Source organism: Sphingobacterium sp. LZ11T8, from assembly GCF_024261425.1.
Classification (GTDB): domain Bacteria; phylum Bacteroidota; class Bacteroidia; order Sphingobacteriales; family Sphingobacteriaceae; genus Sphingobacterium.
In genome coordinates this window covers 1-1,476 of sequence record NZ_JANBZY010000017.1, presented here as the reverse complement: position 1 = coordinate 1,476, position 1,476 = coordinate 1, and the positions used below count along the sequence as shown (strand labels likewise).

1 protein-coding gene is annotated in these 1,476 nt (G+C 52.9%); it reads right to left on the bottom strand.

Features of this window, described 5'->3' with window-relative positions:
* Nucleotides 1-286 precede the first annotated feature (286 nt).
* A complete protein-coding gene (locus NLF99_RS19585; RefSeq protein ID WP_254530287.1) occupies nt 287-1,369 on the bottom strand; it encodes an IS110 family transposase in 1,083 nt (360 codons plus the stop codon).
* Nucleotides 1,370-1,476: the final 107 nt, after the last annotated feature.

Genomic DNA, 1,476 nt, shown 5'->3' with positions numbered 1-1,476 from the left:
GCCCCTTCTATGTTGTATTCCAAATTTTTTCTTGATTATTTGCCTCTATGGTTGTTTTTCCTTTCCCTTTCCCTTGCTTTGGGCCAAAGGTTGCCCAGCTGATGGTTTTTCCAACAGCTGCGATATGACAGTTACTTTTCAAACAACCTTCTATGAGCAGACCTATGGCTGCAGTGTCTTTTTCAGTTTGTAAAGTATGGGTGCCGCAAACTACAATGAGAGCGGACGCAATGCCGCAAGGGGCGAATAGCGGTCACCCAATTTTTTTGTGTCTATCCAAGTACCGTCATTTCACTACTCCAATAACATATTTTTCCCTGGTCCTCAGCACATACGCTATCCGGTTGACCAGTTTCCTTGCGACCTTGATGATCGCCAGGTTCTTTTTCATCTTCAGGCAGGCCTTTGAAAAGCCCAGGGCCAGCACCGGGTCGTTCCGCACGGCGATCCAGGATGCCTCGACCAGCATCCGCCTCAGCAGCTCGTGCCTGCGGAAGGTCAGTTCTCCGTCCGGGTCACGCTCACCTGAACTGTGCCTGGTCGGCACGATGCCGATAAAGCTGGCCAGGTGGTCGCTGTTGGCGAACCGCCGGATGTCCTCCAGCTCGACCAGCAGGCTCATGGCCGTCACCGGACCGATGCCCGGGACAGAGCGCAGCAGCGCGTAGTCCACGGCATGCACCTGCTGGGCCATCATGCTCCTGAGTTCCCGGTTCAGCTCCAGCAGGAATCCCCTGTGGTACTCCACTTTCCGGACCAGCAGCTCCAGCGTCCGCCTGCCAAATTCGCCCTTGATGTGGACATCCTCCTTCAGCCACGCCATGAACCGCCTGGACCAGTGCGTCCCGTTGTGCAGGAAGGCCTCGGGGTAGCTGATGCCATTGGTGTACAGGAATGACTTCAGCCGGTTCTTCATCCTGCCGATCTCCCTCACCGTGGAATGGCGCAGCCGCACTAGGGACCTGGCGTCCTCACAATCGGGCGAAGGGACGTATATCCCCCGTAAGACACCGGCCCGAAGGGCCCTGCCCAGTTTCTTGCTATCTATCGGATCGCTCTTGTGGAGCAGCTCCTTCTGGGTGCTGGGGACATCGGCGGGATTGACCACGATGTTGTGGACCCCGTGCGCCTGGAGTTCGCGATGGATCCAGAAACCGCAGAACCCCGCCTCATATACCGAATGGTAGGAGGCTCCGGGATAATTTTTCCAGAGATGGTTCACCAGGACCCCCACGTTGGATTCCTGGTGGATGCACTTAAGGAACAGGTCCTTGCTGTAGATCGCAACGTTCCAGCTCTTTAGATGGACATCTATTCCGATATAGATCGGTTGTCCATCAAAATTTAAATCCGTATTTTGTCGTAGCATAAGATTAGGATTTATGTTGTTATTTTGGTTATATAAAAATATAAACAAATAATCTTATGCTATCTCTTTGTATTAGCACGTCCTAGATACAAACATAAGGCCTACAA